Consider the following 24,586-nt stretch of genomic DNA (forward strand, 5'->3'; position numbering starts at 1 on the left):
TAAGGTGGGGTGCTATGAGTCAGGTTATAAGCTCCCTTTCCCGTAGCGTAATCCCCGCGCCCATGGCCGGCGGTCCCACCACCCCGGAACTAGTGCGCGCTGCCCATGCCGCCGGCTCTTTTGGCACCTTAGGTGTGGGCTCTGCCAGCATAGACGCTGCCCGCACACAGATTGACCAGTGTGGCGGCATTCCGTTTGGAGTAAATCTCTTTTGCCCACAACAGCCGCTTTCCAGGGCGCACCTAGCAGCCGCACGCGATCTGGCGCAAGCAGAAAACCAGCCACTGCCTGATCCCGATTACTCCTTTGGCTTCGAAGAGAAGCTGGAACTAGCGCTGCGCGGTGGCGCCCGCGTGGTGTGGTCCATGTTTGGAACCTTTACACCCGAACAGATAGAGCGAATCCACGCCGCGGGCGCAGAGGCCTGGACCACCGTCACCACTACTGCGGAGGCAACCGTCGCCGCAGGTCGGGGCGTCGACGTGCTCTGCGTCCAAGGCCCGGCCGCCGGCGGCCATCGTGGAACCTGGGACTTAGCCGCGACTCCCGATTCCCGGGACTTGGAAGAGTTGGTGTCCGACGTGCATGCCGCCGCCCCTGATCTTCCTCTAATCGCCGCTGGCGGCCTGCGCACCGCAGACGATATAGCCACTGCTATGTCCTGGGACGGCGTCGGCGCATGTTCCTGCGGTTCCGCATTCTTGCTCACCGAAGAGGCGGGAACGAGTGACTACAACCGGCAGCTACTGCGCCGGGGTGGGCAGACCGTGTCCACCCGTGCGTTCTCGGGCCGCTTTGCCCGTGGACTAGAAACTCAGTACACCCGCAGCCACCCCAACCTTCCACCGGTTTATCCGCTCTTGAACCCTGTGCTTAAGGAACGCCGTGCGCAGCACGATAATGCCGTAGCCTACTGCCTCGTAGGTACCGACGTGGCAAAAATTAACGGGGGTACTGTGGCCAACATCCTGAACGATCTATGCCAAAACCCACACTAGTAAGCGCTAATATTTATGTTTGAAGATTTAATGCCACCCCCGTGACAGAAAAGGAATGAATTACGTGACTGCGAACGCACATGTTGGCCATGATGATTGGAACGAGCGCCTCGAGCTGGCGCAGCAGATGATTCCGCTCATCCACCAGCTGCACCGCAACAATAACGTTGTCACCACCATCTTCGGCCGCCCACTGGTGGGCCAGACCGATATCGACATCATCAAGTCTCACCGCTACGGCCGCCGCATTGCGCAGCGCCACCTGTCCACGGCGGAGACCCTGCCTATCCTGGTGGAATTGGCAGACATGAACCTGGGCGCCGCAAGCGTCGACCTCGGCCGCTTGGTCCTCGGGTGGGAGGAATCCAACGAGGAAAACCTCCGCATGTACTTGGAAGGCGAGCTGTGCCAGATCGTCGGTGCTGGCGTTGACCTAGAGACCACCGACGTCGTCCTCTACGGCTTCGGCCGCATCGGACGCCTGCTGGCCCGCCTGCTCGTCGCCCGCGAGGCAGCTTACGGTGGCGTTCGCCTGCGCGGCATCGTCCTGCGCAAGAAGGGCGACGGTGACATTCTCAAGCGCGCTTCCTTGCTGCGCCGCGATTCCGTCCACGGTGCTTTCAACGGCACCATCTCAGTGGACGAGGAAAATGAGGTCATCTGGGCTAACGGCACCAAGATCCAGATGATCTACGCCAATGATCCCGCCGAGATCGACTACACCTCCTATGGCATCAATGACGCCATCTTGGTGGACAACACCGGCGCATGGCGCGACCGCGAGGGCCTGTCTCAGCACCTCAAGGCCAAGGGCATCTCCCGCGTGCTGCTGACCGCACCGGGCAAGGGCGATATCAAGAACATCGTCTACGGCATCAATAACGACAACATCAGCGATGAGGATCAGATCCTCTCCGCTGCATCCTGCACCACCAACGGCATTACCCCGGTTCTTAAGGTCATCAATGACCGCTACGGTGTAACCCACGGTCACGTGGAGACCGCGCACTCGTTCACCAATGACCAGAACCTCATCGATAACTACCACAAGGGCGATCGCCGCGGCCGCGCCGCAGGCCTGAACATGGTGCTTACCGCTACCGGCGCAGCCAAGGCTGTGGCCAAGGCTCTACCGGAATTTGAGGGCAAGCTCACCGGCAATGCCATCCGCGTTCCTACCCCGGACGTGTCCATGGCCGTGCTCAACCTCGAGCTGTCCAAGGAAGTAGAGCGCGATGAGGTCAACGACTTCCTCCGCAACGTTTCCCTGCACTCCGACCTGCGCCAGCAGATTTCCTACATTGCCTCCCCAGAGGTTGTTTCCTCTGACTTCATCGGCAATACCCACGCCGGCATTGTCGACGGCGTTGCTACCATCGCCTCCGGCAAGCACCTGGTGCTGTACGTGTGGTACGACAACGAGTATGGCTACTCCAACCAGGTAGTACGCATCGTAGAAGAGCTGGCACACACCCGCCCGGTTGTTCTGCCGAAGCGCGTATCTCCTTCTGAGCTTTAAGCTCACCTAGCTCTGGCCCGCGGTTTCCGCGGGCTTTTGCCGTTTTCTCCCGGCTCCAACCACCCCACCCCGAAAAGCAGCCACGCTATCGGCCTGGAAGCACGCCAATGGACTCGAAACATGGCCGCTTGATGCGGTTAGTCCATTGGTTGCAGTGCCTTTGTCCGCAGCAGCTGTTTCGCGGTCCATGAACCAACAGCGGCGATGAGCAATGTTAAGAATGCCGCGACAACGTAGCGTGCAGGAGTGTCGGCATTTATCGGCCACGCCGAAAAGGCAATTAGCCACAGGTAAGTCTTGGCGAGGACATCACCGCCGAGAGTTACGGAAACAATAGAGCCCATGATGGTGAGGGCGAGTGCACTTATAATCCCGAAGCGCACCACGATGCACAGGGAAATCACCGCAATACTGAAACCCACACCTACGGCCAGCGGCAGTCGTCCCAATACAGCAGGAGCAGAAGAACCGGCGCTGATTGAAGCGAGCGATGCAGCTGTGCACACGAATACTACTGCCCCAAAGATCCAGATGAGAAGGGCGTTAGGGCTATGACGTGATTCGCTGTAGCTTAGCGGCCACGCCGCCGCTAGCAGTGGCCACACTATGCAAGGGAGGACTCCCGCGCCCACAGGCAGTAGCGCAAAGACGAAGAAGCCGTGGACATAATCGGCAGGGTAGGTGAGGGCAATGACGGCTAAAGCCACGATGCTCAGTACTAGACACCCAATGAGCAAGGGGCTCGACGCCGCACGGTGCAGCCCGATCAGCGCGCCAGGTAGCTTGGAGCGAGCGGCAGCTCTCGGTGTAGCAGTTGGGGTCCACACCCCACCAGTGGTGATTGCGGCCGTATCTTCAGCGGTACCGCCCTGGCGCAGACGCAACCTAAGAGGGCGTATGCGGCGAGGAGTAAAGATTGCCGCGCACGTACCTACAGCCGCTAGAACCAGGCACAGCAGTGCGGCAGGCAGTGGACCTTCTTGCAGTAGCGGATCACCTGGATCGAGAGGAACAGAGTTTTGATGGATCCGCAGGGCAGGAAGCATTAATCTCATCGGCCATGCAGGCGGGAATGCCCACCACGCATTGCCCTCGACAGTGCTCGGTAGAGTTCCAATTTCTTGCCAGACAATGCCTCCAGCCAACGCGGCGACGAGGCCGCAGCGGCGCGAACACCCTACAGCGAGTCCGGCGATCCCGATAGCCCCTAGGAAGGAATAGAGCCCAGCCACCACTAATAGTTGATGGTTGGCACGGCCCTGAAGAGCCACTATTGCCCAAGAAAGACCGAAATTGAGGACATGAAAGATCGCCAAGCTAGAAAGGACGGCAAGATAGCGCGAGGCCTGTTCATAGTGGGCATTGATCCGGCGCCACAGCGTACCGCCGCCGCGAGTACGGACTTCTCGGCGCTCGGGAATGGCGGCAAAGAGCGCGATGAGAGGTGCATACATGCCCGTGATGAACATGGACTGCCATCCCAAAACGCCGGTGGCGTCCTGTGCGGGAGAAGCCAGCGCGGAAAACAACGCTGTCAATACCACTAATGGTACGGCCAGTAGAGGGAGCCATTGCAGTGCGCTCCCGCGGCTGCGAAGGACCTCGGCAGAAAGGTAACGCTTAAACATGAGCTTCACCATCCGGGGAGGTCAAGCGGAAAAACTCGGCTTCTAGCTGGCCACTGGGAGCCAAATTCTTAAGAGAACCAGAATAGCGAATGGTGCCCTCGGCAAGGATGGTGATGTCTTGGGCTAAGTGGACAACCTCACCGAGCTGATGGGAGCTGACGATGACGGTATGACCGGCGCCAGCCAGCTTCTGCAGGAGCTCACGAAGCTCTACGATGCCCTGCGGATCAAGGCCATTTTGTGGTTCATCGAGAACGAGGATTTCGGGATCGCCAAGCAGTGCTTGGGCTAGGGCGAGGCGTGCCTTCATGCCAGTAGAAAATGACTTAGCCTTCTTCGACCCAGCTCCATTGAGACCGACGATGGCAAGCACTCGCTCTATCTCGGATTCTGGTAGACCAAGCAATCGCGTATGGACGCGAAGGTTGGCTGCTGCAGAAAGGTGCCCATAAAAAGCTGGACCATTGACGGAAGCCCCCACGTGGTCGAGAACCTCGCGTGACCAGGGCGCACCAGCCACGCGAATAGTCCCGGAATCGGCGGTAAGCAGGCCTAGAAAGAGGGAAAAGAGCGTAGATTTACCGGCACCGTTACGCCCCAAAAGAGCATGGACGCGACCAGGAGTGATGCGAAAATCTACGTCCCGCAAAACTGTGTGGGCGCTAAAAGACTTCGAGACGCGCTCAAAGGAGATTTCATAATTCATACTGCAAAGTCTCGCGTGCCGGGGCGCGAATATCTTCCGTCCACAATATGGACTTCGCAGTGAATGTCTCCTACCGTCGTAGGAGACTAGGCAATTCCAGCGCGCTGGGCCACCAGGACCAGCGCCACGCGGTCGCGCGCCGCAAGCTTAGACATGAGCGAAGAGACGTGCGTCTTTACCGTCGTTTCCGCAATGACCATCTCGGCGGCGATCTCGGAATTTGTAGCACCGCGTGCGATGAGCGAAAGAACTTCCATCTCGCGCCGGGTTACCAGGCTAAGCCCTTGGCGCTCCTGCGCGCTCAACTGGCCGCGGGTAAGGGCGGTGCGATAGGCCTCCAAAACTGGTCCGGTGACCTGAGAGGCCAGCACCGATTCGCCCTTGGCGACGTCCCGGACTGCTCCCACTAGCACCTCCGGATCTGCATCTTTGAGAAGGAACCCATGCGCGCCAGCGGCGATAGATTGAGCCACCAATTCTTCTTCATTAAACGTGGTGAGCATGATGATTCGGCATTCGGGGACGCGGGAAAGGATCGCTTGGGCCGCAGCGATGCCGTCCATACCGGGCATTCGGATATCCAAGATGGCTACGTCAGTGCGGTGGCTCAACGCTGCGGTTACGGCCTCTGAGCCGGTATTTGCGGTGGCCACGACCTCAATATCATCTTGAGCGTTAAGGATGGTAGACAATGCGGCAACTAGCATCGCTTGGTCATCGGCGAGTAGGACTCGAATCTTAGACACGGCTTTCCTTCTACAAGGGTAGTTCGGCATGCAGGATGAACTTTGTTGCATCACCCGAGCACTCTAGTCTTCCACCCAGCGCGTGGGCGCGCTCTTCGACGCCGATGAGGCCAACTCCGCTGCCAGTAACTTCGCTGGGAGTCGGGGAGGGATTGGTAGAGGTTAGGGTGATCCGGGCGGCGTCGGCAAGCGCGAGCTCTACCTCTACCTGCGTGCCGGGGCCTTGGTGACGCAGTGCATTGGTCAAGGCTTCAGAAATGATGCGTACCAAGGCCAATTGCGTCAGTGCAGGCGTCTCATAGGTCTCCGGTAAGTCCGCTGCAATTTCTAAGCCCGCCGCGCGGAACCCATCGATAATGCCCTCGATGTGCTCAAGCTGCTCTGTCGGCTTGAGAGCGGAAGGACCGGTGCTCCGCAGTGCCGTGACGATGCCGCGAACCTCTTCCAATGCAGAATCCGCGCCATCACGGATAGTGGCCAGAGCTTCCTGGGCAGCCTCACTATCTACACGCCCGGCGATGATCCCGGCATTCGCCTGAACCTTGATCAAAGTAAGAGAATGCGCGAGTACATCGTGCAATTCCCTAGCAATGAGCAGGCGCTCTTCTTCTTGGGCTTGGTGGAAACGCTCCTGGGCTAGCCGCTCGCGCTGGCGTGCCAGGTCGAAGTAGCGTGCGGCGATGAAGTAGGTGCTGCCCAAAACTGCCCAGTGAACCACCAGCATGGCCAGGAAGCGGCGGTCTAGCTGGTAGTGCAGCAGGAATGACTCCGGATCTATGCGCCACATGAAGGGCGAAATGAAGGAGCCAAGAATCGTCAGCGCCAGCACCGTGCGGGGAATGGTACGGCGCGTGACATAGCGGGAGGTGGCATACACCGCCATGGGGGCAGTCAGGGCCCAAGGGGTAAGCCCTAGATTGGTGGGCAGCTGGCTGATCCAAGCCACGGCCCATGCCGCGAGCAGCACAATAAAGCCCGTGGCGCTGATCACGGGACGGCTCCGCCAGATCCACATGAATGGCAGGAATAGCAACGATAGAACTGCCTGAGTAATCTCAATTATGCTGGGATTCTTCGCGGCAGAAATGACATAAAATAGCGCAATGAGCACCGCCACCGCGGTGAGGACTTTATCCCCTAAGCGCGCTCGCGCGGCGGTGTCAGTGCTCATAAAAGAAGATAGTAATACAGCCCTTGCTGCTACTTCTTCTTATCCTTCTTCTTGCCCTTCTTGGAGGTCTTCTTCGCTGTCTTCTGCTCGGACTTGCGCTCTAGCTTGGCAGCGACGTCCGGCACGTACCGGAACTCTTCGCGGGCAGGGCGTTCATAGGTTTCGCCATCGGAATCTGGGCGCGGCGGAATCTCCGGCATCTCGCGCTCGAGCTTCTCGTATGGAATGGTGCTCAAAAGGTGCGAAATGACGTTAATGCGCGAGCGCTTCTTGTCTTCTGATTCCACGGTGTACCACGGTGCGGTTGGGGTATCGGTGTGGATGAACATCGCATCCTTGGCACGGGAGTAGTCCTCCCAGCGGGTAATGGACTGCAGATCCATAGGGGAGAGCTTCCAACGGCGCAGCGGATCGTTGCGGCGGGATTCAAAGCGCTTGATCTGCTCCTCATCGGAGACAGAGAACCAGTACTTGCGCAGCATGATGCCGTCTTCTACCAGCATCTGCTCAAAGGTGGGTGCTTGGTGCAGGAAGCGGACGTATTCCTGATCGGTGCAAAAGCCCATGACGCGCTCGACACCGGCGCGGTTGTACCAGGAGCGGTCAAAGATGACGATTTCGCCCTTGGTGGGCAGCTTTTCCACGTAGCGCTGGAAGTACCACTGGCCCTGTTCGCGAGAGTTCGGTGCGGGCAGCGCCTCGATGCGGCAGGTTCGCGGATTGAGGTACTGGGTGATGCGCTTAATCGCGGAGCCCTTGCCGGCGGCGTCGCGGCCTTCCATGATGATGACTACGCGGGCGCCGGTTTCAACGACCCACTGCTGCATGTCCACGAGCTCTGCTTGGAGGCGCTCGAGCTCCTTCTCGTAGGCCTTCTTGTTGAGTTTCTTAGGGGCTTTACTGCTTTTTGTGCTCATTAATACAGCTTAACCGGCGCAAGCGGCTGGGATGAAAACGCTACCGCCCACTTTGGAGTGAGAACCTGGGCACAGCTTAGGAACAAGTACAGCCGGGGCCGCAGCCGGGCTCTCCATAGCGGGTGGTATTAGAAATATGCCCCAAGCCTTCGATGGCGATGGTGACGTTTTGGCCATCCTCGATAAATTGCTGCGGGGTGCGGGCAAAACCCACGCCTTCTGGCGTGCCGGTAACGATGACGTCGCCCGGATTGAGTGGATAGAGCTGCGAGCAGAACTCAATGAGCTCAGCTACGGAAAAGATGAGGTCATCGGTATTATCGTGCTGCCTCTCTTCACCGTCTACGGTAGTGGTGAGCACAGCTCCGGACCCCGGTGACCACTCATCCGCGGTGGTAAGCCAAGGGCCGAAGCCGGCGGTGCGATAAAAGGATTTACCGGCATGGAACTGGCTAGTCTGGCGTTGGAAGTCACGCAGCGTGTAGTCATTCATGATGGCGTAGCCAGCCACATAATCTAGTGCCTCGTCGCGGCTGACACGGTGGGCACGCTCGCCGATGATGACCGCCAATTCTCCCTCATAATCCAGCTTCTGTGTGCCATATTCGGGAATGAAGACATCATCATAGGGGCCGGTGAGGGCGTCGGCGAACTTGATGAACAAGGTGGGATGTTCGGGGAATTCGCGTCCCATCTCGCGGATGTGCTTGGCGTAATTGAGCCCCACGCAGATGACCTTGCCGGGAGCTGGCACGACGGCTTCCAAATCAGCGTGGTCAAAGACCACGGGCTCGCCGGAAAGCTGGGCGGCCTTGCGCCAATCTTCGCTGCGCAGCAGCTGGCCCACGTCCTCATAATCCAACTCAACTCCCACGTTATCGCCGTCGATGCGGATAGCGGAAGTTCCAAAGCCAGTGCGTAGGGTAGCCAATTTCATGGCGACTATCCTACGCGCAAGATTTCCTCGACCGCGTCGGCGCAAAGGATGGGGATTTCTGCCTTTTCTTGCTTTGCCCAAGGCTTGAGCACAAACGAAGCAGGGTCCATGCGCCCCGGTGGGCGCCCGATTCCTACCGAAAGGCGCTGATAGTCTTTGGTGCCCAGGGACTTTGTGGTTGAACGCAACCCATTGTGGCCATGGTCGCCGCCGCCTTGGCGGAGCTTAATGGTGCCGAAATCGAGCTCTAGCTCATCGTGAACAACGATGATGTCGGCGGCGGAGAGATGAAAGTATTGGGCCAAAGCTTTGATCGGCCCGCCGGAAAGGTTCATAAAGGACCGTGGCTTTGCGCAGATAATCTTGCGGCCGCCAGCTATGCCCTCGGCGACTTCGGTGTTGGTCTTTTTGTGTACAGAAAAACCGCTCATGAGCTCTCCTGCGAGTTCATCTGCCACATCGGAGCCGATATTGTGTCGAGTGCCTGCGTACTTGGGGCCGGGGTTGCCAAGGCCTACTACGAGAAGTGGAGTCACGCGCTCAATTGTCTCATAGGCAGAGAGAAAACGGCAAGGCCGCCGCGAGAAGCGAATCTCACGGCGGCCTATGCGTGTGAAGGGGAGGGGATTACTCCTCGTCAGAGTCAGCGGACTCCTCGGAATCCTCTGCGGACTCGGCGCCAGCGTCAGCGCCGCCTTCCTCAGCAGCCTCGGCTGCTTCCTCGAGCTCTTCATCAACCTCAGGCAGGGAGATGGAGACGATAACGGTGTCTTCCTCTGCCACCAGGGTGGTGTCTTCCGGCATGGTGACGTCGCCCGCGGTGATAACTGCGCCGTCCTCGAGGCCCTCGATGGAAACCTCGATCTCCTCCGGAATGTTCAGTACGTCTGCCTCAACCAGCAGTACGTCAGCATCCTGGATGTGCATGGTGCCTGCAGCTGGCTCGCCGGTCAGGGTAACCGGAACCTCAACCTCAACCTTCTCGCCGCGCTTAATGGCCAGCAGGTCAACGTGGTCGATGTCGAAGGTCAGGACGTTCTGGTCAACGTGCTTAACCATGGTCAGGTACTGCTCGCCGTCGATCTCCAGCTCCAGAACGGCGTTGACGCCGTTGTTGCGGACGAGGGACTGGATGTCCAGCAGCGGAACTGCGAAGTGGACCGGCTCCTGGTGGGAACCGTAGATGACGCCTGGAACCTTCCACTCGCGGCGCAGGCGGCGTGCGACACCCTTGCCAAATTCGGTACGTGCTTCAGCCTTAATTACTGGGCGCTGTGCCATGCTTCATTCTCCTTAGTTAAAGTAGTGCGGCGCGGCCAACGCGATAAAAACGACGAAAGCCTGCCGATGGACGTCTTGGACGAGTCATCGCAGGCGTATATAAAAAGCAACATGCTCTAACTTCAATCGCGTCGATAACGGCTTCCTCATCCTGAGGTCGCCCTCGCCGAGACTGAGTTAGATTAGCACGTGCGTCAGGGGCAAATCAAAAGCCGCCGAGGGAAATCTCGGCGGCCCTGCGCTTAGGCGCGGTCGAAAAGGGTGGTCACGGAACCATTCTCAAAGATCTCGTGGATGGTCTGTGCCAAAAGCGGTGCAATGGACAGCACCGTGAGGTTGGACCAGCCTTCGGTGGACTGCGGCAGGGTATCGGTGGTGATAACTTCCTCCGCGCCGCACTCGGAGAGACGCTCGCGAGCTGGGTCGGAGAAGACGCCGTGGGTGCAGGCGATGATGACCTTCTTCGCACCGGCGTCCTTCAGAACGCGCACGGCGCCGGCGATGGTGCCACCGGTGTCAATCATGTCGTCGAGAAGCACGCAGTCCTTGCCCTCTACATCGCCGACCACGCGGTTGGACACCGTCTTATTGGCCTCGGTGTTGGAGCGGGTCTTGTGCACGAAGGCCAGCGGGGCGTCGCCCAAGTCGTGGGCCCACTTTTCTGCCACCTTCACGCGGCCAGCATCCGGGGAGACCACGGTGATGTTATCGGTGGCGTACTTGGACTTGATGTAATCGGTCAGGATGGGCTGAGCGTGCATGTGATCGACCGGGCCATCGAAGAAGCCCTGGATCTGATCGGTGTGCAGGTCCACGGACACGATGCGGTCTGCGCCGGCAGCCTGCAAGAGGTCTGCCACCAGGCGGGCGGAAATAGGCTCGCGGCCCAGGTGCTTCTTATCCTGGCGTGCATATGGGTAGAAGGGAAGGATGGCGGTGATGCGCTTAGCGGAGCCGCGCTTCAAAGCATCGATCATGATGAGCTGCTCTACCAGCCACTTATTGAGTGGCTGGGTATGAGACTGCATTACGAAGCAGTCGGCGCCACGCACGGACTCCTCAAAGCGGATGAAGATTTCGCCGTTAGCGAAGTCGCGGGCGGTGGTAGGAACCAGATCGGTCTTGAGCTCCTTAGCCACAGCCTCTGCCAACTCTGGGTGTGCACGCCCAGAGAAGAGCTTCATGTTCTTGCTGCTACCAGTTACCTTGCCAGTCATGGGAGAATGTGCCCCTTACTTTTCGTTGTCCTGCGCACGGGCTGCGGCCTCAGCCGCGGGAGTACCCGGACGCTTCTTTTGAACCCAGCCCTCGATGTTGCGCTGTTTGCCACCGGAGACTACGAGTGCTCCCGCAGGAACATCGTCTTTAATTACTGTACCCGCACCGGAGTATGCGCCATCACCGACATTGACCGGAGCGATAAACATTGTGTCAGAACCGGTGCGCACGTGGCTGCCGATGGTGGTGTGGTGCTTGTTCACGCCGTCGTAGTTCACGAAGACCGAGGAGGCACCGATATTGGACTGCTCGCCCACGGTGGCGTCACCGATATAGGTCAGGTGCGGAACCTTGGAGCCGCGGCCTATCTGGGCGTTCTTTGCCTCTACGAAGCCGCCGAGCTTTCCGTCCTCGCCCACCACGGTCTTCGGGCGGATATAGGTAAACGGGCCGACCTTGGCGTTGGTACCAATGACGGAATCGCTGCCATGGGTGCGCACGACGGAAGCGCCCTCGCCCACCTGCATATTGGTCAAGGTGGTGTCGGGGCCAATCTCGGCGTTATCGGCGATGCTGGTAGCGCCCCACAGCTGGGTGCCCGGGTGAATAATGACATCGGAGCCCACGGTGACGTTGACACCAATCCAGGTGGTCTCCGGATCCACGATGGTGGCGCCGCCGCGCATCGCCTTTTCTACCATGCGGCGGTTGAGCTCACGGCCGGCAGCGGCGAGCTGCACGCGGTCATTGACGCCCGCGAGTTCGGCCGGATCCGCTGCTACGTGCGCGCCGACGCCGTGTCCTGCGGTGCGGGCAATCTCGAGTACATCGGTGATATACAGCTCGCCTTGGGCGTTATTGGAGTCGAGCTTCTGGAGGGCGTCGGCAAGCACGCGCCCATCAAAGGCAAAGACGCCGGAGTTGACCTCATCGACCTGGCGCTGCTCTTCGGTGGCATCCTTTTGCTCAACGATGGCAGACACGCTGCCGTCCTCAGCGCGAATGATGCGGCCGTAACCGGTCGGGTCATCGAGGCGCATCGAGAGCACAGTGACCGCATTGCCCTGCTCGGTGTGGGTGGCGCGCAGGCCCTCGATGGTCTCTGGGGTCAGCAGAGGGACATCGCCGTTGGTGACAATGACGGTTCCCTCGAAGTCCGGAATCGGCTCCAAGCCGCAGGCCACGGCATGACCGGTGCCCAGCTGCTCCTCCTGGACCGCCTGCAGTACCTCGCAGTCCAGCTCCTGGGCGATGGCATCCACGGCGGGGGAGACCTGATCGCGCTGGTGGCCCACCACCGTCACGATGCGCTCCGGGTTGATCCCGGCCGCAGCATGCAGAGCGTGGCCGAGCAAAGTGCGACCGCCAATCTCATGCAAGGTCTTCTGCTTAGTGGACTTCATGCGGGTGCCGGCGCCAGCCGCAAGGACGACGACAGCACACGAGGTTGTTGCTACCACGGGTTATTGAACTCCTGGGGTCGAGTCTGATTCTTATCCGGACTACATCCTATAGCCCAAGTGCGATTTATGTGTGAGAAACCTCTTTCAGGCCGCGGGCGCGCCACACACCGAGGAAACCAATGAGGGCAAGGAAGAGCAGCGCCGCCTCAGGTCCGGCCAGTGCCACCACGGAGGAAATGCCACCGACGATAAGCAAGATAACGCCCATCATCGTATTGGCCGCACCCACATACTGGGTGCGCTTGTCGCCGCCGGCCATATCCACCACGTAGGTCTTACGCGCCACGCGAATAGCCGTGTGCGCCAGGTTCACGGCGAAGAAGCCAATCGGCATGACCCAGGCATTGACCGCATCCGGTGCCCAGTGCGAGCTGGCGACCAAAAGCACCAGCACGACGGAAGCCACGGCCGCGCCCACGGCCATGGTGTTCTTAGAGGACTTATCCGAATACACGCCGGAGATGCGCCCGCCCACCAGGGAGGCTAGGCCGGAAGCTAGCACGAATCCGTAGAGCCCAGAAAGGTTGCTGCTGAGCAGCACAATGAAAGAGGTCGATAGCGCCGAAACGAGCAGCAGCGCGCGGACGATGACGAAGTTACGAAATTGGCCGTCGCTGGTAAAAAGCTGCCAGGTATCTTGCCACCAGCGCTTATCGATGCCCCCTTCGGCTTCCTCTGGCACCGGCTGATCCACGTGCGAAAAGACCCACGCGGCAATGGCCCACGTGGCCGCACCAACGGCGAGGACCGTGCCCATCATGGGAATGCTGAGCTCGCCGAGAAAGTAAAGGATAATGCCGGTCAGCAAAGTGGCACCGCCACCGAGGGCTGCCGCGCTACCGGTCACTCGGCCGCGTGCGCCCTTAGAAATCGTGCGCGCTTGCACGTCCTTGCCCGCAATCGAGCACAGCGCGCGGAAGAGGGACAGCGCCGCCAAGGCCACCAGCACCACCACGCCCAATACCGCCCCGCGGGTAAAAAATGCCGCGAGCGCGATGACCGCGGCGGATACCGCTTGTCCCAGCGAACCGATAATCCACAGGCGCTTGCGGGCCCTATAGGTAGTCACCCACGGGGTCAGCGCCGCCTGCGGGAGCATCGAACCGGACTCGCGGATAGGGGTGAGCAGACCGGTAAAGAACGCAGGCACTCCGGCCGCACTAAAAAGCGCGGGAAGCACCGTCTTGGCAGCAACAATCTGATCGCCCAAATTTTGCAGGCCATTGGACCAGATGAAATACCGGGCGTTGGATTTAGACATGAGAAATGCGATCTTTCAGAGAAACGAGTTGGTTAAATAAGAGCCATGCTGACACGCCGGAGAGTAAAAGACGGCCGCAGTCACGCCGAAATTCTACCCGCGCGGCAGGAGGCCTAAGAATCATGCACGATGTCGATCCCCTCATCAATTCGCTCTACCAAGCCTTCGATCTTCTCGGCGTAGTTTTGAACGGCATCATTGGCGGCACCCTTGCCCGCCGCCGCGAATTCGACATTGTGGGCTTCGTATTCCTCGCCCTCTTTTCAGGGCTGGCCGGTGGCATGATCCGTGACATGCTCATCGGGGATGGAGCAGCGGCAGCGATCTCAGACCCGTGGTACCTCGGCCTTGCGTGCGGAGGTGCTCTCATAGCGTTTCTTATCGATCTCAAGGGCAAGGCGTGGGAGCTATTCCGCGAACACGGCGATGCCATTATTCTCGGCGTGTGGTCCACTACCGGCTGCGTTAAAGCGCTCACCCACGGCATGCCACTTATTCCCTGTGTCTTTCTGGGCGTGCTTACCGCAGTGGGCGGGGGAATGGTCCGCGATATTGCGTCTGGGGAAATCCCGTCCATCTTTGGTGGCAGCCCCCTGTATGCCGTGCCCTCTATCCTCACCGGCATCGTCATGGTTACTTTTGCCGATTACGGACAGTTTGCACTCGGCATGGTGGTCTCGCCGATCGTCGGCAGTGGCATGGCGATTTTGTCCTATTGGCGCGGCTGGGTCCTGCCCCGCGCCGGTGTAGCCCCCGTTAACTACACCGCGGCCCAAGTGGCGGCGATTGCGAAGAAAGCCGAGCTCAAAGGCTTTCGCCGCGGTAGGAAGAAAGACTAAAAAAGCTTCCCCACCAGGACTCGAACCTAGAATGACGGTACCAAAAACCGTAGTGTTGCCGATTACACCATGGGGAAACACAGCAAAAGCTGTAGGCATAGCGTACCTGACGCCCCCGGGTAAATCACAAATTGTGGGGCAAAGGATAGGGTAGAGGGCATGGCTCGACAAAGGATGACCGGCCGGGAACGCCGCGAACAACTCATTTCCATCGGACGCGCCGCATTCGCGGAACTAGGCTTTGAAGGAACCAGCGTCGAAGAGATCGCGGCACGCGCCGGGGTATCCAAACCCGTGGTCTATGAGCACTTCGGGGGCAAGGAAGGCCTCTACGCGGTAGTCGTGGACCGCGAGATGCTAGCACTGGAAAAGGTCATTACTGATTCCTTGGAGACCGGAAGCTGGCGCGAGCGCATCGAGCAGGCCGTCATGGCCATTTTGACCTATGTCGAGGAAGAAACTGATGGCTTTCTCATCCTGGTGCGCGATGCCAAGCCCGGCGATGAACGCAGCTTCTCCACGCTGTTGAATTCCGCGGTGGGCCAGGTTTCCTATATCCTGCGAGAAGCATTCGAGCACCGTGGCATCGACCCGGATTTGGCGGATATTTATGGTCAAGCGCTGGTGGGGATGGTATCGACCACCGCGCAATGGTGGCTGGATGAGCGCAACCCGGACAAGGAAGTCGTCGCCACGCATATTGTCAATCTATGCTGGAATGGTTTGTCCGGTATGGAAGTAAAGCCCAAGCTAGGAGGCAAATAAATGGCGACCCCAATGCTGGCCGGCCTGCTCAAGGTAGCGGCCTCAGAGCCCAAGCTCAAGGGCATGATTTCTCATGTGGGCGAAGACCTCCACATCACAGGCTTGGATCAGTCCCGGCCGTGGGCCTTGGGCACCTTGGCTCATCATGCCCCAGTGCTCGTGGTAACCGCTACGAGCCGCGAGGCCGAGGATCTCACGGCGGAGCTTACGGCGATGCTGGGGGAGAAGGTGGCCATGTTCCCCGCATGGGAGACTCTGCCGCACGAGCGCCTGAGCCCCGGCGTAGACATCATCGGCCGCAGGGCGGAAGTTCTGCACAATCTCGATAGCCTGCAGGTCATCGTCACCGCTGCCCGCGGCCTGTCTCAGCCCATCCTGCAGGAGGTGGAGGGCCGCGCTCCCGTCCACCTCGAAGAAGATCATGAATATGACTTTGATGAGGTAGTCCGCGAGCTCGGGTTCCGCGCCTATAAGCACGTAGACATGGTGGCTAAGCGCGGCGAGTATGCTACGCGCGGCGGCATCATCGATATTTTCCCCACCACGCTGGATTATCCGGTCCGCGTGGAGTTTTGGGGCGATGAGATTACCGATATCCGCCAATTCTCCGTGGCTGACCAGCGCACCATTCCGGAAATCGAGGTGGGCCGCGTAGACATTTTCCCGGCCCGCGAGCTGCCTATTACGGACGCCATTGCCAAGCGTGCGGCCGATCTCGCCGTTAAGCACCCCGGCAATCCCGCCTTGGTGGAGCTGCTGACCAAGGTAAGCGAGCACATCCCGGCCGAAGGCATGGAGGCGCTCCTGCCCGCGCTTTCCGACGCCCCCATGATCACCCTCCCCGAATTCCTGCGCCCCACCACCCACGTGGTGATGGTCGGCCCGGAAAAGATTCGCCGCCGCGTGGCAGATCTAGAAAAGACCGATGCGGAATTCCTCGCTGCCGGTTGGGAGGCCGCGGCCATGGGTGCCGATGGCCCGCTGGCTACCGAAGGGCTCGATACCGAGGCATCCAGCTATCGCTCCTATGAGTCGCTCGAGGTCTCCATCAGCGAGTCCAGCCTGCCTTTGTGGACTTTCTCCCCACCGGGAATGCTCGCCGCCCCGGAAGAGGAGACCCTCCCGCTCGAATTCGAGCCAGGGCCCACCCCGCGCGGCAATATCGAAGAAATCGATGCCATGATGGCCCAACTCCTCGCGCACACCAATGCCGGCGGCCGGGCAGCCTTCATCGCGCCGGCGCAAGGTGCCATCAAGCGTATGGTGGATCGCTTTGCAGAAAAAGGCATCCGCACCAAGGTGGCCACCCCTGGCTGGGAGCCCACCGCCGGTGAAGTCACCCTCTACCAAGCACTAAGCCACGCCGGCCTGGTATTTCCCAAGGTGAAAAAGCCCAAGGATGCCGAGGCCCTCCCACTGGTCGTTGTAACCGAGACGGATCTGACCGGTAACCGCGTAGGCGATATCGCCGAAGCGAAGCGCCGGCCCGCCAAACGCCGCAATAAGGTTGACCCGCTTGCCCTCAAGCAGGGCGATTTTGTGGTGCACGAGACCCACGGTATCGGCAAGTTCCTCAAGATGGCCGAGCGCACCATCCAGTCCGGCGATGAAACCAGCCGCCGCGAATACATCGTGCTCGAGTACGCGCCCTCCAAGCGTGGTCAGCCCGCCGATCAGCTCTGGGTTCCCATGGACTCGCTGGATCTGCTCAGCAAGTACACCGGTGGCGAATCGCCCCACCTGTCCAAGATGGGCGGTTCCGACTGGAAGAACACCAAGAAGAAGGCGCGCGCCGCCGTACGCGAAATCGCCGGCGAGCTGGTCGAGCTCTACGCCAAGCGCCAGGCCGCGCCGGGGCACCAGTTCTCCCCGGATAATCCGTGGCAGGCGGAGATGGAGGATAATTTCCCCTTCGTCGAAACCGAAGACCAGATGCTGGCTATCGACGCCGTCAAGCACGATATGGAGTCCACGGTGCCGATGGACCGCGTCGTCGTCGGCGATGTGGGCTACGGCAAGACCGAGGTGGCCATCCGTGCCGCCTTCAAGGCCGTGCAAGACGGCATGCAGGTAGCCGTCCTCGTGCCCACCACGCTGCTGGCGCAACAGCACTTTGATACCTTCAGCGAGCGCATGACCGGCTTCCCCGTCAAGATTGAGGTGCTTTCGCGCTTTACCTCGAAGAAGGAAGCAAAAGACATCTTCAAGGGCCTGGCCGATGGCAGCGTCGATATCGTCGTCGGCACCCACCGCCTCCTCCAGACTGGTGTGCACTGGAAGAACCTCGGCCTCATCGTCGTGGACGAAGAGCAGCGCTTCGGCGTGGAGCACAAGGAACACATTAAGGCGCTCAAGGCCAGCGTGGATGTGCTCACCATGTCCGCGACACCTATCCCGCGCACCTTGGAAATGTCTATGGCTGGCATCCGCGAGATGTCCACCATCCTGACCCCGCCGGAAGACCGCCACCCGGTGCTGACCTACGTCGGCGCTTACGAGGACAAGCAGGTAGCCGCGGCCATCCGCCGCGAGCTGCTGCGCGATGGTCAGACCTTTTTCATCCACAACAAAGTCTCTGATATCGAAAAGAAGGCCCGCGAGCTGCGTGACCTGGTACCAGAGGCCCGCGTCGTCGTCGCGCATGGCCAGATGAACGAGGAGGTGCTCGAGCAGACCGTCCAGGGTTTCTGGGACCGCGAGTACGACGTTTTGGTATGTACCACCATTGTGGAAACCGGCCTGGATATCGCTAATGCGAATACCCTCATTGTGGAAAACGCCCACCATATGGGCCTGTCCCAGCTGCACCAGCTGCGCGGGCGCGTGGGCCGCTCCCGCGAGCGCGGCTATGCCTACTTCCTGTACCCCAAGGGGGCCACGCTCACGGAAACTTCCTATGACCGCCTGGCCACCATCGCTCAAAACAATGACCTTGGTGCCGGCATGGCCGTAGCCATGAAGGACTTGGAGATGCGCGGTGCCGGCAACGTCCTTGGCGCCCAACAGTCCGGCCACATTGCCGGTGTGGGCTTCGATCTCTACGTGCGCCTCGTTGGCGAGGCGGTCGAGACCTTCAAATCGCTCGCTCGCGGCGAGGCCCCCACCGTTACCGATGAAGGCCCGAAGGAAATCCGCATCGATCTCCCCGTGGACGCGCATATTCCGGAAGGCTATATCGATTCCGAGCGCCTGCGCCTGGAGGTCTATCGCAAGCTTGCGGCCTCGCAGAATGACGATGATCTCAAGGCCGTTATCGAGGAAATGGAAGACCGCTTTGGCCCGCTGCCGCAGGAGGTTCTGCGCCTGCTTTCCGTTGCCCGCCTGCGCCACCAGGCGCGCCGCGCCGGCATCTCCGATATCACCGTTCAGGGCACCCGCGTCAAGTTCCACCCCGTGGAGCTGCCGGATTCCAAGCAGGTGCGTCTCAAGCGCCTATATCCGGGCTCCAGCTTCCGTGCGGCGGCGAAGGCAATCAACGTGCCGTTCCCCAAGGCCGGGCGAAATGTCACCTCCCCGAAGCTGCGCGATACCGAGCTCATTCAGTGGGCGGCGGACTTCCTGAGCGCGCTTTTCGACGTCGACCCCATCAACGTCAGCGGTGCCCAGCCCACCTCGAACGTGGTCAGCGTAGGGGAGTAGCTAGAGGGTGAGCCAGCCGGTGCTCAGGCCCCAAATGGCGGTGGCGGCACCGGCCAGGACAATGGCCACCACGCACCACTCGAAGGTGTTGAAGATGCGTTCCTTCTTCCACAAACGGGTGCCGACATACGGAATAAGTCCCGGTACCACGGCCAATGCGCCGAGCAGGACGTAGACGAGGTCGGCCGCATAAATCAGCCACAGGGAATAGATAAACGCGAGCAAAGAAATGACCAAGTGCTTGCGGTTTTCCTTGCGGCTGACTTCTGGTCCGGAAAGATCGAACTTGATACCCGCCTGCGGGTGAGACAGTCCCTTGCCGCGCAGCGCCAAGAGCAAGAGGTACAGGGAAGAGAAGATATAGGGCAGCAAGTACATGATGGTCGCCAGCTGCACCATGGCGTTATAAGACGCCTCGTTGAGGTAAAAGACGATGATGAACAGCTGGATGGCCATCGTGGAAATCAGCTGCGCTACCCACGGCGCACCCGCCACGTTAATGGTTCCGATGCGGCGGGGAATGAGGCCGTCGATGGCCATCATTACGATGGGCTCGGCGCACAGCATCTGCCAGGAAACATAGGCACCCAAAACTGACAAGCACAGCCCAATAGACACCAGCGCGCCGCCCCAAGGTCCGATGACCTCGGTGAGCACGGAGGCCATGGAATTATCTGGCAATGCGGCTAGTTCTTCTTTGGTCATCACGCCAAAGCTCAAGGTAGACACGGAAACCAGCAGTGCCAGCACGGCGAAAAAACCGATGACGGTCGCGCGGCCGACGTCGGTGCGCTTAGAAGCCTGCTTGGAATAAACGGATGCTCCCTCCACGCCGATGAAGACCCACACGGTAAAGAGCATGATTCCCTGGACCTGCTCGAAAACGCTGGCCTCAGACGCGCGTCCCCAGAAATCCAAGGTGAATTTATCCCAGCTGAACCCGAGGAACGCAATGAGCACCACAAAGGCCAGGATGGGCACAATCTTGGCAATTGTGGTGATGAGGTTCATGAACGCGGCCTGCTTAATGCCGCGGGCAAGTACCGCAAAAATGCCCCAGGATAGGAGGGAGACGGCGATGGCGGAGGTCCAGTAATGGTCGGCGTCGAAAAGCGGCAGGTAATGGCCCAAGGTATTGAAAAAGAGGGTGGCATAACCCACCTGCGCCATAACGGAGCCCAGCCAGTAGCCCCAGCCGGAGGTAAAACCAATAAAATCGCCAAGGCCAGCACGCACGTAGGAATAAACGCCAGAATCAAGGTGCGGCTTGCGGCGGGCCAGAATTTGAAAAACAAACGCCACAGACAGCATGCCGATGCCCGCTACCAGCCAGCCAATGAGCATCGCGCCTGGGCCGGCAACGGAGGCAATGTTTTGGGGCAGCGAGAAAATACCCGCGCCCACGGTGGAACCGATAATCAGCGCGACGAGGGTCCACAACGTCACGGAGTGGGATCTATTCTGGCTGGAGGTCATTGGCCTAAAATACCTTGAATAGCCCCATAATGGGAACTCGGGCTAGACTTTGTGCACATGACTGTGCTGTTGCTCGATGAACGCTGGCCCACCATGATCCCCATGCAGGCGCATGGGAAGCTGCGTGGCCCCGTCCACTTCACGGGTGAGGTACCCGTGTCCGTACGGTGGAATTTTTCCGATCTGCTGGTAGGCGAGGACGCCACCGGCACCTTGGTAAGCACCGACGAACACGATCCGGACACTCGCGCCCGCCTCGCTAGCGGCGAGCCCGTCATTCGCGCCGAATCCCTTGCAGATCCCATCATGCAGGCGCGCCAGACCATGGCCACGGCGCGGCGCATCGGGGAGTGGGAGCGCGAGCAAACCCATACTTCCCTCTTGCCGTACCTCGAGGAGGAGTCCGCCGAATTCGCCGCGGCCGTGCGCAGCCGCGAACCGGAAAGCGAGATGCTTAAGGAATTGGGGGATATCTTCCTCCAAGTACTTTTCCATGCGGAAATCTCCACCTTTTCGCTTGACGACGTCGCCCAGAGCTTCCTCACCAAAATGCGCGCCCGCGCCCCATACCTATTTGATGGCACCACGGAGATTGTCGACGTTGACACGCAAGAGAGGCTGTGGCGCGAAGGCAAGGGAATGTAGGATGGCTTCTCATGAAGAGGCTGCTGCAGATATTCGGGGGCTGCGGGGTGGCCGTAGCCGTGATAATCGCGCTGGTGGCATGGCTGTTGACGGGGCACGGCACTTCACAGGAGCCCGTACCGGAGAACATTCCGCCCGTTGAGGGCAAAGAGGTCGCGCATATTGACGTCAATGCCCCCGGCCGCACCGCCGATAAGCTCACCTACTGGGCCTCTGACCTAGCTGAGCAGACGGGTATCCCACCGGCAGCCCTGCGCGCTTATGGCAACGCCGAACTCATCGCTCAGCAAAAATGGCCGAATTGCCATCTGCGGTGGAATACCCTTGCCGGCCTGGGTTACGTGGAGACACGCCACGGCACCTACAACGGCAATTGGTTTAAGCCCTCCAAGCTTGACGACGCCGGCTACCCCCAACCACCCATCAACGGCATCGCCCTCGATGGCCTGAACAATACGGCGCACACCCCAGATACCGATAACGGCAAAATCGATGGGGATTCCGAATATGACCGCGCCGTCGGCCCGATGCAGTTTATCCCGACCACGTGGGAATCGGTGGGCGCTGATGCCAACGGCGATGGCAAGGCAGATCCCAATCAAATTGACGACGCCGCAGTTGGCGCCGCCGGACTTTTATGTTTTGGTGATAGAGATCTCTCTAACCCAGAACAGTGGGAGGAAGCAATCCTAAATTACAATCAGTCCAGCGAGTATTTGCATAAAGTTGCACACGCCGCCAATGCCTACTCGGTTCCGCAAAGTGCAAAGTAGTGTCACACAGTAAAGTTTTCTGCAACAATTGACAACGTAGCTGGGCCGGCTGGTCCAGAGCGAACTTTTTATGAGGAGTGAAAAACAGCATGGCTGACATCATCCACACTTTCGCCCGCGAAATTCTTGATTCCCGTGGTAACCCAACCGTCGAGGCCGAGGTCTTCCTTGATGACGGCGCCCGCGGTGTTGCCGGCGTTCCTTCCGGTGCTTCTACCGGTGTGCACGAGGCTCACGAGCTGCGCGACGGTGGCGAGCGCTACCAGGGTAAGGGTGTTCTGAAGGCTGTTGAGAACATCAACGAGAAGATTGCCGACGAAATTGCTGGCTTCGAAGCCGACGACCAGCGCCTCATTGACCAGGCACTGATTAAGCTGGACGGTACCGATAACAAGTCCGAGCTCGGCGCTAACGCTATCTTGGGCGTTTCCATTGCCGCAGCCAAGGCCGCTGCAGAGTCCGCTGCACTGCCTCTGTACCGCTACATCGGTGGCCCGAATGCACACGTACTGCCGGTGCCAATGATGAACATTCTCAACGGCGGCGCACACGCTGACTCCGGCGTGGACGTCCAGGAATTCATGATCGCTCCGATTGGTGCGGAGTCCTTCGCCGAGGCTCTTCGCATGGGCGCCGAGGTTTACCACGCACTGAAGGCAGTGCTGAAGGACAAGGGGCTGTCCACTGGTCTGGGCGACGAGGGCGGCTTCGCTCCGTCCGTTGACTCCACCAAGGCTGCCCTCGACGTCATCGTTGACGCCATCAAGAAGGCCGGCTTCGAGCCCGGCAAGGATGTAGCCCTGGCACTCGACGTTGCTTCCTCCGAGTTCTTCAAGGACGGCAAGTACCACTTCGAGGGTGGCGAGCACACCGCTGAAGAAATGTCCAAGGTCTACGAGGACCTCATCGACCAGTACCCGATCGTCTCCATCGAGGATCCGCTGCAGGAGGATGACTGGGAGGGCTACACCGCCCTGACCGCCGCAATTGGCGAGAAGGTACAGATCGTCGGCGATGACTTCTTCGTCACCAACCCTGCTCGTCTGCAGGAGGGCATTGAGAAGAAGGCTGCCAACGCCCTGCTGGTTAAGGTCAACCAGATCGGTACCCTGACCGAGACCTTCGACGCAGTCGAGCTGGCTCACCGCAACGGCTACCGCACCATGATGTCCCACCGCTCCGGCGAGACCGAGGACACCACCATTGCGGACCTGGCTGTTGCTCTGAACTGCGGCCAGATCAAGACCGGCGCACCGGCACGTTCCGAGCGTGTAGCTAAGTACAACCAGCTGCTGCGTATCGAGCAGGAGCTTGGCGACGGCGCAGTTTACGCCGGCCGCTCCGCTTTCCCGCGCTTTAAGGCTTAATCGCCTCCTTTCGTAGCGCCCTCGCATTGCCGCGGGGGCGCTTTCGCATGTCTAGGTATTGCTGCCAGGTTTGCTTCCAATTCACGGTTCGCGGCGCTAAAGGCCCTTGGGCACGGTCAATTTCGAAGGTGCCGTCCGAAAAGAGCCACGCAACGTCTCCAGTGATGGGATCCATGATGTAGCGTGCCCTACCATCGGTCTTCACGTTGTGGTGGTGTTGACAGAGAGTGACAAGATTATCGACGCTCGTCGGTCCGCCGTCGGCATACTCCACTCGATGATCAAGCTGGCAGTAATGTGCAGGCATGGAACACCCTGGCCAACGGCACGTGGCATCGCGACCGTGGACCCATGTCCTGATTTGTTCGGTGGGAACGTAGGAGGAAGTTTCTTCTGGGCACAACTCGCGAGTCATCGAGTAATTGCTTAAATGCTCCGTAAGAACGCACCATCCCGCCGAAGGTATGTATACCCGAGAAGCATCGTCACCCGCTGCATAGGTGTTTATAACTACTTTTGTCTGGGTGCGATTAAAAATCAGCGCTTCCAAAGCCTCTGGCTTGGTGATGTTCTTCTTTCGCGCTGCTTTATCGATGTGTCGTGAAATAGCACTGGCGGTTGCTTTATCCGTTTTCAGGGTGATGGTGGCTTGGCCTTTGGAATAAGAAATGGAAACGGATCGCTCGATTTCCTTCTCATTTTCTGGCTTGAGAATTCCGTCGATGTAGTCGCGCAAGAATCTACGGATTTCAGATTCCGTGGGTACATGCTGGGCAGGTTCCTTTGGGGTGAGGAAGTCTGCAAGGGCGGCATCGATTAGTTGGATGCCCTCGGCGTCGTCGCCAAGCGGGGCAAGCTCGGCATCAATGACGTGCAGCCGCGGGAGGTCAAGAATCCAATGTTCGGTCTGTACCGCAGTGGTTAACGGCAATTCTCGCATGCGCAGGTGAGAGCGCAGTGCGGATAAAACGCGCCAGTAGCTCAAGCCCACCCGCTTAGCTAAAGCAGCGGTAGTGCATTCGACATCGTCTTCTAATCGCGGAAGCACGGATTGGTATAGCTGCCAGGATTGAATGCGTTGGAGCATGCCCAAAACGCAAACCGTATCGTCGAGGTTATTGGTAGAAAAATAGGCGTTCTTTGGTGGTGCGTCGCTGGCTGTCACGGAAAGTTCCCCCCTCTGGAATAAATCGCACACCCAATCGAATTTCTGCCCCTAGTATAAGCCGCCTTTCCG

At 59.5% G+C, this 24,586-nt stretch carries 21 protein-coding genes; 8 read left to right on the plus strand and 13 right to left on the minus strand.

All coding sequences use genetic code 11. The annotated features are described in order from the left end of the window. The first annotated feature begins 14 nt into the window (after positions 1 to 14). Entirely contained in the window at positions 15 to 998 is a 984-nt protein-coding gene (locus tag ACKFRX_RS04825) for a nitronate monooxygenase (protein WP_408928196.1), read from the plus strand. 64 nt (positions 999 to 1,062) lie between these two features. Further along, on the plus strand, positions 1,063 to 2,517 hold the full coding sequence (locus ACKFRX_RS04830) for a glyceraldehyde-3-phosphate dehydrogenase (protein ID WP_408928197.1): 1,455 nt from the start codon (positions 1,063 to 1,065) through the stop codon (positions 2,515 to 2,517). 137 nt (positions 2,518 to 2,654) lie between these two features. Here the strand turns inward: ACKFRX_RS04830 and ACKFRX_RS04835 are convergent, their stop codons facing one another. The 11 genes from ACKFRX_RS04835 to ACKFRX_RS04885 form a co-directional block, all read right to left on the minus strand. After that, on the minus strand, positions 2,655 to 4,145 hold the full coding sequence (locus ACKFRX_RS04835; RefSeq protein ID WP_408928198.1) for a hypothetical protein: 1,491 nt from the start codon (positions 4,143 to 4,145) through the stop codon (positions 2,655 to 2,657). Continuing rightward, complete coding sequence (locus ACKFRX_RS04840) at positions 4,138 to 4,851, minus strand: ATP-binding cassette domain-containing protein (protein ID WP_408928199.1); 714 nt, start codon at positions 4,849 to 4,851, stop codon at positions 4,138 to 4,140. Before ACKFRX_RS04840 ends, ACKFRX_RS04835 begins: the two co-directional genes overlap by 8 nt. Positions 4,852 to 4,937: 86 nt before the next feature. After that, positions 4,938 to 5,597 carry a response regulator gene (locus ACKFRX_RS04845; RefSeq protein ID WP_250409534.1) on the minus strand — a complete coding sequence of 220 codons (660 nt, stop codon included), beginning with the start codon at positions 5,595 to 5,597 and terminating at the stop codon, positions 4,938 to 4,940. Positions 5,598 to 5,607: 10 nt separating this feature from the next. Further along, positions 5,608 to 6,768, minus strand: coding sequence for a sensor histidine kinase (locus ACKFRX_RS04850; protein ID WP_408928200.1), 1,161 nt, complete (start codon positions 6,766 to 6,768; stop codon positions 5,608 to 5,610). A 29-nt stretch (positions 6,769 to 6,797) separates the two neighbouring features. Then, the gene (gene ppk2 / locus ACKFRX_RS04855) at positions 6,798 to 7,685 is read right to left on the minus strand and encodes a polyphosphate kinase 2 (protein WP_005329034.1); all 888 of its coding nucleotides are present in this window, start codon (positions 7,683 to 7,685) and stop codon (positions 6,798 to 6,800) included. 76 nt (positions 7,686 to 7,761) lie between these two features. Beyond that, the gene (locus ACKFRX_RS04860; protein ID WP_408928201.1) at positions 7,762 to 8,622 is read right to left on the minus strand and encodes a fumarylacetoacetate hydrolase family protein; all 861 of its coding nucleotides are present in this window, start codon (positions 8,620 to 8,622) and stop codon (positions 7,762 to 7,764) included. Between the two features lie 5 nt (positions 8,623 to 8,627). Next, positions 8,628 to 9,158, minus strand: coding sequence for an aminoacyl-tRNA hydrolase (pth, locus tag ACKFRX_RS04865; RefSeq protein WP_408928202.1), 531 nt, complete (start codon positions 9,156 to 9,158; stop codon positions 8,628 to 8,630). Positions 9,159 to 9,249: 91 nt separating this feature from the next. Further along, on the minus strand, positions 9,250 to 9,903 hold the full coding sequence (locus ACKFRX_RS04870) for a 50S ribosomal protein L25/general stress protein Ctc (RefSeq protein ID WP_005329025.1): 654 nt from the start codon (positions 9,901 to 9,903) through the stop codon (positions 9,250 to 9,252). Positions 9,904 to 10,145: 242 nt separating this feature from the next. Then, the gene (locus ACKFRX_RS04875) at positions 10,146 to 11,120 is read right to left on the minus strand and encodes a ribose-phosphate diphosphokinase (protein ID WP_005323655.1); all 975 of its coding nucleotides are present in this window, start codon (positions 11,118 to 11,120) and stop codon (positions 10,146 to 10,148) included. Between the two features lie 15 nt (positions 11,121 to 11,135). Further along, positions 11,136 to 12,581 (minus strand): bifunctional UDP-N-acetylglucosamine diphosphorylase/glucosamine-1-phosphate N-acetyltransferase GlmU, encoded by a 1,446-nt coding sequence (gene glmU, locus ACKFRX_RS04880; protein WP_179386273.1) that lies wholly within the window; start codon positions 12,579 to 12,581, stop codon positions 11,136 to 11,138. Positions 12,582 to 12,648: 67 nt separating this feature from the next. Beyond that, complete coding sequence (locus tag ACKFRX_RS04885; protein WP_408928203.1) at positions 12,649 to 13,845, minus strand: MFS transporter; 1,197 nt, start codon at positions 13,843 to 13,845, stop codon at positions 12,649 to 12,651. 122 nt (positions 13,846 to 13,967) lie between these two features. On the opposite strand from ACKFRX_RS04885, the gene ACKFRX_RS04890 reads away from it, so the two are divergent. From ACKFRX_RS04890 to mfd, 3 genes are all read left to right on the plus strand, one after another. Further along, entirely contained in the window at positions 13,968 to 14,684 is a 717-nt protein-coding gene (locus ACKFRX_RS04890; protein ID WP_408928204.1) for a trimeric intracellular cation channel family protein, read from the plus strand. A gap of 159 nt (positions 14,685 to 14,843) precedes the next feature. Further along, positions 14,844 to 15,449 (plus strand): TetR/AcrR family transcriptional regulator, encoded by a 606-nt coding sequence (locus ACKFRX_RS04895; RefSeq protein WP_040425065.1) that lies wholly within the window; start codon positions 14,844 to 14,846, stop codon positions 15,447 to 15,449. Beyond that, a complete protein-coding gene (mfd, locus tag ACKFRX_RS04900; RefSeq protein WP_408928205.1) occupies positions 15,450 to 19,088 on the plus strand; it encodes a transcription-repair coupling factor in 3,639 nt (1,212 codons plus the stop codon). On the opposite strand, the gene ACKFRX_RS04905 is transcribed toward mfd, so the two are convergent. Then, a complete protein-coding gene (locus ACKFRX_RS04905; RefSeq protein ID WP_408928206.1) occupies positions 19,089 to 20,564 on the minus strand; it encodes an amino acid permease in 1,476 nt (491 codons plus the stop codon). Positions 20,565 to 20,621: 57 nt separating this feature from the next. Between ACKFRX_RS04905 and ACKFRX_RS04910 the strand changes: the two genes are divergently transcribed. The 3 genes from ACKFRX_RS04910 to eno all read left to right on the plus strand — a co-directional run bounded on the left by ACKFRX_RS04910 (position 20,622) and on the right by eno (position 23,349). Further along, entirely contained in the window at positions 20,622 to 21,209 is a 588-nt protein-coding gene (locus tag ACKFRX_RS04910) for a MazG nucleotide pyrophosphohydrolase domain-containing protein (RefSeq protein WP_250409528.1), read from the plus strand. An 11-nt stretch (positions 21,210 to 21,220) separates the two neighbouring features. Further along, on the plus strand, positions 21,221 to 21,982 hold the full coding sequence (locus tag ACKFRX_RS04915) for a lytic transglycosylase domain-containing protein (RefSeq protein WP_005323641.1): 762 nt from the start codon (positions 21,221 to 21,223) through the stop codon (positions 21,980 to 21,982). Between the two features lie 89 nt (positions 21,983 to 22,071). Then, positions 22,072 to 23,349 (plus strand): phosphopyruvate hydratase, encoded by a 1,278-nt coding sequence (gene eno, locus ACKFRX_RS04920; RefSeq protein ID WP_005329008.1) that lies wholly within the window; start codon positions 22,072 to 22,074, stop codon positions 23,347 to 23,349. Here eno and ACKFRX_RS04925 read toward each other — a convergent pair. Continuing rightward, on the minus strand, positions 23,339 to 24,514 hold the full coding sequence (locus ACKFRX_RS04925) for an HNH endonuclease signature motif containing protein (RefSeq protein ID WP_408928207.1): 1,176 nt from the start codon (positions 24,512 to 24,514) through the stop codon (positions 23,339 to 23,341). The two genes, eno and ACKFRX_RS04925, sit on opposite strands and share 11 nt — an antisense overlap. Positions 24,515 to 24,586 lie beyond the last annotated feature (72 nt).

Origin of the sequence: Corynebacterium tuberculostearicum (assembly GCF_046097465.1) — a bacterium.
Classification (GTDB): Bacteria; Actinomycetota; Actinomycetes; order Mycobacteriales; family Mycobacteriaceae; genus Corynebacterium; species Corynebacterium tuberculostearicum_I.